General features: G+C 61.7%; 4 protein-coding genes and 4 pseudogenes. 7 read left to right on the top strand and 1 reads right to left on the bottom strand.

Annotated features, from left to right (window positions below; all coding sequences use genetic code 11):
- The 6 genes and pseudogenes from GA0061099_RS42590 to GA0061099_RS43350 form a co-directional block, all read left to right on the top strand.
- Positions 1-667 (top strand): annotated as a pseudogene (locus tag GA0061099_RS42590) (IS3 family transposase); the annotation flags it as partial.
- A gap of 87 nt (positions 668-754) precedes the next feature.
- Positions 755-1,043: pseudogene (locus tag GA0061099_RS39615) on the top strand (transposase); the annotation flags it as partial.
- Between the two features lie 257 nt (positions 1,044-1,300).
- Positions 1,301-1,780, top strand: a complete 480-nt coding sequence (locus GA0061099_RS40850) for a hypothetical protein (protein ID WP_141697803.1) — start codon at positions 1,301-1,303, stop codon at positions 1,778-1,780.
- Complete coding sequence (locus GA0061099_RS42585; RefSeq protein WP_244621047.1) at positions 1,755-4,448, top strand: hypothetical protein; 2,694 nt, start codon at positions 1,755-1,757, stop codon at positions 4,446-4,448. Before GA0061099_RS40850 ends, GA0061099_RS42585 begins: the two co-directional genes overlap by 26 nt.
- A 94-nt stretch (positions 4,449-4,542) precedes the next feature.
- Positions 4,543-6,732, top strand: coding sequence for a shikimate kinase (locus tag GA0061099_RS43060; RefSeq protein ID WP_338060713.1), 2,190 nt, complete (start codon positions 4,543-4,545; stop codon positions 6,730-6,732).
- 455 nt (positions 6,733-7,187) lie between these two features.
- Positions 7,188-7,305: pseudogene (locus GA0061099_RS43350) on the top strand (IS6 family transposase); the annotation flags it as partial.
- A 374-nt stretch (positions 7,306-7,679) separates the two neighbouring features.
- Here GA0061099_RS43350 and GA0061099_RS38165 read toward each other — a convergent pair.
- Positions 7,680-7,928 (bottom strand): annotated as a pseudogene (locus tag GA0061099_RS38165) (IS256 family transposase); the annotation flags it as partial.
- A gap of 236 nt (positions 7,929-8,164) precedes the next feature.
- Here GA0061099_RS38165 and GA0061099_RS38160 point away from each other — a divergent pair.
- The coding region (locus tag GA0061099_RS38160; protein WP_208604924.1) for a transposase at positions 8,165-8,489 on the top strand (325 nt) is incomplete at its 3' end.

Here is an 8,489-nt window from a genome sequence, read left to right as displayed (position 1 = left end):
CAAGATGGGCATCGCGGCGCTGGGACCAAGGCCGAACACGACAAAGCCGGCGCCGGGCCACAAGATCTATCCCTATCTGCTGCGCAACATGCCGATCGACCGGCCAAACCAGGTGTGGGCGGCCGACATCACGTATCTGCCCATCGGCCGCGGCTTTCTTTATCTCGTCGCCATCATCGACTGGGCGAGCCGTGCGGTTCTGGCGTGGCGGTTGTCGAACACGATGGACGTCTCGTTCTGCGTGGCGGCTCTGGAAGAGGCGCAGGCGAAGTACGGCACGCCGGAGATTTTCAACACCGACCAGGGCAGCCAGTTCACCAGCGTGGCCTTCACCGGCGCGCTGGCGGCCGCAAAGATCAAGATCTCCATGGATGGCCGCGGTCGTTAGATGGACAACGTCTTCATCGAGCGGCTGTGGCGGTCTCTCAAGCATGAGGACATCTATCTCAAGGGCTATGCCGACGGCCGCGAGGCCAAGGCAGGGATCGCGAGCTGGATCGCCTTCTACAATGATCGTCGCCTTCATCAGTCCCTCGGCTATCGCACGCCGATGGCGGTCTGGCGCGAACGGATGCAGGCCGCGAAGGCTGTGGACATGGTGGACAACGCTGACGCGTTGACCACATGCCCACAGCAACAGCAGCAGACAGAGTCTCTGGCAGCGTGATAGAAAGGATCAGGAGCGGTCAGTTTCCAACTAACAAACCGGTTCAAGCGGTCCCGCTCCGCGGGTCCATTTCACTACCCGACGATTGCACACTTGTTTGCTGACGGCGGCTACGCCGGCGAAAAACTTGAAAACGCGCTCCGGAAAATCGGCGGGCCTACGATTGGAATTATCAAACGCCCGGATGACGCAAAAGGCTTCGTTATTGTTGCCCGACGCTGGGTCGTCGAACGCACGTTGGCATGGCTCAACCGCTGCCCACGTCTCGCCAAAGGATTGGGAGGCCTCCATCACCTCGGCCGAAGCATGGCTCCTTATTGCGTCGACCCGACAACTCGTGCGCCGCATCGCCAGATCGGTCAACCTCAAGTCATGAATGTTGAGTCAGACTCTGAGGGGCCACCCAACCGAACTGGAGAAAGGATGCTGCGGCCTTGCCACATTTGGCAATCTCGAGCTTCCAAGCTTTCCCACACTGATATCCATAGTTGCTATTCGGCGAGCTTGGCAGCTTATCACGCGACGCCCTGACGCGGGTATTCTTGTCGCGATCGTCAGCATCTCGTAAGCTGGGCTCCGCAATATCCCGTGATCAGAAGTCGGCGGCGGGGCTTCTAAAAAGGGAGACTAGGCATGGATTCTGTCGCGCGAGCCTGGGCTGATCGTGATTTGTATACGATCATCGAAGAAGATGAGGAAATCCAGCATTCGAGCACGGAAGCTTTTTCGTCAGCAGATGACCACCTGCAGCAGCCAAGCGCAGTGAGCTGGGTGGAATCGTCCGATGGGGAAGACAATTCGCTGGGCAGCGTGTCGCCACAGCTAGGCACGGTGCTGGCCGAGATTGAACATCGCCCGAATCCTCGCTTGAATCGCCCCTATCGTGAGTCCGCATTGCTTGACGGCCCTCGCCTTTTGCGAAATCCGTCACGGGGGAGCGCTACTGACGGCCTTACGGGGATCGTCGACCGCAACACTATCTTGGATTCCTCGGGCGGTGTCGCTTCGGAAATGGGCATTCGCAGTTATCGGCAGTGGTGCCTCGAGCGGGGGGGGCGGCAGCGGGCTGGAAGCCAATCCATCGACCTTGTCCGCCGCTTCGGCCGAGCGTGATGATGGCCGTGAACCGACCGCCCCGGTTCAGCGAGCCGCCTCGTCACTTTCCGTCGAGCCCGTGCGTCATCAAGGCGCCCAGGCCCTGAGAGGCGTTTTGCTGGATCGCGGAGAGTTGGTCGGACAAGCACGGCGTCCTGATGGCGAAGGAGACCGGCACCGCATCTCCGACGCAGTGTCGGACCAGCGGAAGACGCGCGAAGCGACGGTTGCCATCGCGGGCGCCGTGCTTGCCCGCGACGGTAATCTCGACGGATTTTCGGATCCAGAGTTGGCCGATTTGGTGTACGGCTTCAGCAGATGGCCGGACCAGCAGAAGACGCGTGAAGCGGCGGTTGCCATCGCCGGCGCGGTGGTTGCCCGCCCGGGCAATTTTGGCGGATTCTCGGATGAAGAATTGGCCAATCTGGTGAACGGTTTCGGCAAGTGGCCGGAAGAAGAGAAAGCACGCAAGGCGATCGTTGCCATCGCCGGCGAGCTCGGTTCCCAGGGCCGTCGCTTCAGCACTTTCAGCACGCCCGCGCTAGTCAGGGTCGCCAACGGTCTGTCGCGGAGTATCGAGGAGGGGGAGATCGCCGGGGAGATCGCCGAACCGGCCTTGCTGAAGGACCGACTGCATCGGCTGGCGCACTACCTCCAATATGCCGAGGATCGGCTGCAGCAGGCCGATGTCCGTGCCGTCGCGAGTATATTCAGGGCGTTCGGCAAGGCGCAGTTGTTGGACGATCTCGCTGCGCTGGCACAGCCGGGGCTGGACAGGCTCGAGGTGTTACGTGCGGCTCCCGAGTTTAAGCGCGACAACAACCTCGAGACGATGGGCAATCTTTGCGCCTCCCTGCTGCCACTGGCTCGCAGCCCGAAGTCAGTGTTGCGCTGGCACCGCAGGTCGGCGCTGAATCTGCTCAACGCCATCCAGCCGGTGGTGGAACGCAAGATCGATGCCTATCTCAAGCTAGGCCAAGCCGAACGCACCAGCGGCGCCAATGCAAGCCGCTTCCCGGCGCTTTCGATCTATCAGGTGCTCAAGAGCCGGGCGGTGCTGGAGACGCTCTACCGGCGACCCTATGTCGACGGCGATGAGCTCGCCTTGCAGGCCAGGCAGCAAGAGCTGCACGGCAAGACCAGGCAGATCCTGGACAGTGTCCGCGCCCTCATCTACGCCGACCTTTCCTACAAGAGCTGGAACGTGATCGCCGAGATCGAGGCGAAGGAGCCGCTCGAAGCGCTCGACGCCTTCATGGCGCAGAACGCATCGATGATCCAGGCCCAGCATGCAGCCGCCAGCTTCGATGTCCATCGGGTCCTTCAGGCCATGGACCACGAGCCGAGACCGCCGCAAGGCGATGCCGGACTGATGCGGCTGCCGGTGGTTGACATGCAAGGCCGGCCGCTGGGCGACGAAGCCGAGTTGCGCTATTCCATTTTCCACCGCTTGACCTCGGGCGCGGTGAAGGTGGTGGCGGTTCGGCTAAAGGGAGCTCCGACAGGCGCCATGCTGACACGTACGCTCACCGTGGAGGGCGTGCCCTACCGCATGGACCTGTTCGGCGGCAGCAAACTGAAGCCGCCGGAAAAGAGCCTGAACCAGCTTGCCTCTCAGCTGCCCTTCGCGGCCCAAGAGGTCCCAAGCGGTAAGCTTTTGGCGATCCCCTATGCCGAGACGGCTCCGGGGACGGCCTTTGAGCAGCTGTCGCGGGCCTGGGCGCCGTTCAAGGAAGCCTATTACTATACCCAGCGCCGCGGATTTGCGTCGCCGCCGAGCATTCCCGGCATTGGTCCGCATGATTATGCGCTGGAAGGATGCTTCAAGCTGTCCCTTCTGCCCGACCGTCCCGCAGGCACAGTGCATCCCTTCCGGTTCGAGGGGCGAGACGGCGAGATCGCTTTGCGGCCGCATGACGGCTGCGGCTTCATTAGGGCCTCATTGGCCGAGCGCATGCCGGCCATTGCCCGGGCCCGCCATGACGCTCCCGAGCGGATGCGGGCCTTTGCCGATAAAAGGCAATCGGCGCTACCGTCCTCGGCGCTGCAGCATTATCCGCGCAGCGTCGAGGTGGAACAGGAGACCCACGAGAAGGCTCTGGCTTGGCTCGAAACCCATCAAAGTCTCACCGCCGAGGAGCTATTCCGGACGGTCACGGGCGGGCATATCGGGGGTTCGGGCGCTATCGCCGTGCCGTCCAGCGACGAATACCTCCATGTGCCGACGGGCAAGAGCAAGACCTTGACCCGTGACACTGGCGTGCTTGTCGGACGCTCCCCCTTTGACAAGCCCAACCTGCGCCCGATCGCCGCCGACCGGGTCAGGTCGGCGCGCGATGGCGATCGGACCGCGGCGTTCCTGGATCAGTGCGTGGCCTTCCAATACAGCTTCAACGTCGCACACAGATCGGGGGGGGCTTGCCGCCGACGATCCGACCTTCTTTGCCAAAGGCATCTTGATCGTTGTGCCGGACGAAATGTGGCCGGCGGACTTCGCCGAGCGCGGAGTGGTGATGTCTGCCGAGGACGTAAAGTGTCATTCGCGCTGGCTGAAGGAAAAGGACCGGGTCAAGGCCGACACCGCGCTCGAGTGCGTCGGCATCCTGCAGGCGACGGAGGTGTTCGCGCCCGGCTCTTTGGTTGCGGTTCCGACCGCCGAACAAAAAAAGCTCGACGGCGATTTTGACGGCGACGCCGTCACCATCATCGGCGACCGACCTCGCCTTTACGAGCATGTGAGCCAGTTCGACGCGCAGCTGCAGGCGCGCGGCATCGCCTCGATGAAGCCGCCGAAGTCGCACACTCCGGCCATTGAGAAAGGCGGCTACCAATTCAGCCGGTCCAAGCAAATCCTGTCGGCCTCCGGGCGGGTGCTGGAGACCTACAGCTGCCTGCAGCGCAACATGCTAGCGCAGCCGCCGGAGGCGCAACGCTGGTTTGCCGAGCGTGCCATCTTCGGCACCTACGAGGGCATTCATCCTGAGCTCAAGGCCGACATCCTCGCACTGTTGCAGGAAGATCGCCCAGATGGCGAGACCCTCCATGAGCTCATCGCTAGGGCGAGGGAAGACAGTAAGGCCGCCAGGCATCCGGTGGCCTGCGAATTGGCCGCCTTGCTAGTGGCGGAGCTCCAGGACTGGAACCTGCAGCTCAATAGCGAGCCGGCTCATGAGCAGTCGGACGTCAAGCAGCAGTTAGCGCGATCCGTGGCCTCAACCGGCGCGAAGCCTGCCGTCAGCGCCGACGCCGTCGCGCTCTTCCCGAAACTCAGCGAATCCTATCCGGCAGCCGCTGACGCGAGGAAGCGTATCGACTTCCTGCTCAACCATTACCAGCCCCGCATCGATCCGCGGCCCGACGGCTACAACCCGGACGATCTGCGTGAAAGCGCCACCAATCTGTTGAGCGTCGGCATCAAGGTCGGCACGGACGCCTACAAGTCCGATACCGGTACGCGGGTGTTCACGCAGAAAGCCAACCTATTGCAGCGGCTCTTGGAGCAGAGGCAGGGCTTCAAGCCGGCGCCCTATGTCAAGGGGCAGGCGGCAAAGCTCCACCAGGGCGCGTTCGACGTCGATGGCAGCCTGGCGGATCTGAAGGACAACCCCACGCTGGCAGCCTCGGTCATGGAGGCCTCGATCAGACTCGCCGTCGAAAAGCGCATCCTGCCCAGCGCCTTAGCAATCTCGGCCGACGACGACCCCGCCAGCAGGATAACGCTGAGCAGCGAACAGGTCCTGGAGCGCGCCAGGCTCGAAGCCGTGCCCGCCGAAGCGCAAAGCGCGATTACCGAAACTGTGCATGCGGTTGCCGAGCTTTTGCGGCAGGACGGCATCGAGTTGAAGGTGCCGCATCTTGACCAACGGGCGCGCGGGCAGGTCTGGATAGCCGACGAGTTGACCGGCCAAAGCGTGAGCGCGGCGCCGGAGGCCCAACTGGTCACCAATGCCGTGCGCCATGTCTTCGAGATCCCGGACAAGGCTTTTACGTGCGCCTTCAGGAAGGCGGCACTGGCCTTCGAGGAGAGGGACTGCAGCGAGGTCGAGACCACCAACTGGTTCATCAGGATGGGCACGCCGAGGTTACGCGGCGTTCACACGACGTTCAGAACCGCGCAGAACTATCGCTTCGAGGTCGAGTTCCATACGCCGGCCAGTTACCGGGCCGAGCTCGCACAGAGCGAAGGCGAGCAGGTCCCCATTCCCCGTGGCGCCTGGGAGATATTGCACTGGGGCTCGTCAGGAGAAAGCAGGTCGAGAGCGGCAGGGACCTCCAGGTCGACCACCGTCGCAAGGCAACAGATTGCGGTCGCTCGCTCGCCACAAGCCGGCGAGATCCTCGCGGCCCTCGGTACGCGGCCGGTCGTGCTCGTCGGCCTGCCGGCGAGCGGCAAGTCGGGCATCGGCGCCCAGCTTGCCAAGGAGTTGGGGGTGGAGTTTGTCGACCTCGATAAGCGTATCGTCGCCGAGCACGGCAATTTGATGGAGATGTTCGCCGACCCTGGCCGGGGCGAGGCGCACTTCCGCGACCTGGAGTCCAAAGAGCTCGCCAAGCAGCTGGAGAGAGGGCCCATCGTCATCGCAACCGGCAGCGGCTGCATGAGCAAGGAGTCCAATCAAGCCCTGATCCTTAATAAGGCGAGGTCGATCTGGCTCGACACCGACCTGAAAGAGCTCCGCAGGCGCCTGAAGGGGGACACCAGCCGGCCGCTGCTGCAAGACGTCGACATTGAGCAGAACGTTGACCAGCTGTACGAAGAGCGCAGTCCGTTCTACCAAAAGGCCGATATCAGGTTGCCCATCGTCCCGCCCTTTCAAAAAGAAAAGAAGGACGCCCGCATTTGCGTGAAGGAACTCTACACTTTGCTGTGCAGCGACAGAGAAGCCGCTCTGCCCGCTGCCGAGATATCGCATGTCTCCGTTGCTTCCGGCGCCGCCATCAGCATGTCCCCAACGGCGCATGCACGATGATCATCACAAACGGCTGCGATTGCCGGGGGAGGCGTGTTCAAAACCATCCAGGCGCCGACGGCACTATTGAGTGAAGGGGAACGGCCGCCGCCCCTCGACCCGCTCACCGCCGACCCGCAGCCTTTGCTGGCCGGCAGTAACGCGTCTTCCACGAGAAGCAGAGAACGCTCATGTTGAGGAAGCTTTAGGCGGCAACAATCAAGGGTTCTTTCGGAGGTCTGATGCGGGTTCGCGCCGAATGCTAAAAAATCGGAATCGCCATCCATAAAATCGTGAGAAGCCTGATGGCCGAGTTGATCCGGCCTGGATGACACAGGATTCGCCGCACAAAGACGAACCGCCGGAGCCCGGGTCGCGAGCCAAACCCTGTGTTAGACGGGGAAGGATAAGCTTCGAGTCTACACGGCATCGTCAACTTAAAGAAGCGTGGATACTGATGTGTGCGATGACGGGCTATGACAGAGCGTGACCCACTCTACCGCCGCGCCATAGCTTGCCGAGATCATCGCCATGCTGTCTGGCTGTGTTTCCGGTTTCCCTCTCAGTTTGCGAATGGTCGAGGAGTTGCTGGCGGGATTATTGTCTCGCATTAGACAGTCCGGCTTTGAGCAGAGTGCAAATTCCGAGGCAATGTCGCCCCCTTGTTCCGAGATAATGTCGCCCTCTGATTGGGGTGTTTGTCGGCTTACGAATACCCGCATTTTTGAGTCAGAGTTTCGCTCCCGTTGCGATATCGATACCTTGTCGGGAGCGAGCTGACCGGCAAGATACGAATCGTCAGATACAGTACGGTTGTGTGTCCAGGTAAAGCTGGCATGTTCAGCAAGAGATAGTCCTGCCGGGGTAGAAGTCAGAGCGCCGTAGTTTGGACAGCAGAGGACATGGAAACAGTACTTCTGAAGCCTATCGACAGAGCTATCGCCAAATTTTGGTGACGGCCGAGCCGGTCAGGCGGCGGCGATTGTGGGCTGACGGTCGGTCGGCTTGGCGATGACCTCGATCCCGTTGTTGAATGTCACACCGAGAACGAGTTTTGGCAACTGGTTGTGTCCATCGAGACGACGCCAGCTTTTCTGGGCGCCCTCGAACAGTTTGAAGACCTTGGCGAGCGCTGTGTTGTTGGACAGGCAGCCCTTCGATCGAATCGTGCGATGGCGCACGGTGGCGAAGGTGCTTTCAATGGGATTGGTAACCGGTATGAGATGTCTCGGTGCCAACGTTCCGCTGCGGTATTCTACATCGTAGCGTATGGTGCGACTATCGGGACAGAGGCACCGGGAGCACGATGTGCGGGCAGGCCGATACATACGATGAGCCGAGAGCTCGAGTTAGTAGCTGGCCGCCTCTGCGACTCGCCCGGTTGCGCCGATAACGTACAGAGTCTTTCGCACTTTCAGGATTGACGGCTTCTTCTAGAATGAAGGAGCTTTGAATGAACGATGGGAATGCCATGGGTCAGGTGATCCAAATTGATGAGGCCCGGATTCGAGATCACCTGGGCGAGATGGTCCGCGGGACAGTGGAAGAGACACTGAACGCGATGCTGGAGGCCGAAGCGGACCAGCTGTGCGGTGCTGGGCGGTATGAGCGCAGCCCGGCGCGGCAGGACACGCGGGCAGGCAGCTACGAGCGAACGCTGCAGACCAAGGCGGGCGACGTCAATCTGAAGGTTCCGAAGCTACGGCGGCAAACCTTCGAGACGGCGATTATCGAGCGCTACCGGAGGCGGGAGAGCTCGGTTGAGGAGGCGCTGATCG

Source organism: Bradyrhizobium yuanmingense (assembly GCF_900094575.1).
Lineage (GTDB): Bacteria > Pseudomonadota > Alphaproteobacteria > Rhizobiales > Xanthobacteraceae > Bradyrhizobium > Bradyrhizobium yuanmingense.
This window is presented reverse-complemented; position numbering and strand designations above follow the sequence as displayed.

Bases quoted from the DNA above. Each gene is read 5' to 3' on its own strand.
- GA0061099_RS43060 (WP_338060713.1), top strand. From the start codon at position 4,543: ATGAAGCCGCCGAAGTCGCACACTCCGGCCATTGAGAAAGGCGGCTAC.
- GA0061099_RS40850 (WP_141697803.1), top strand. From the start codon at position 1,301: ATGGATTCTGTCGCGCGAGCCTGGGCTGATCGTGATTTGTATACGATC.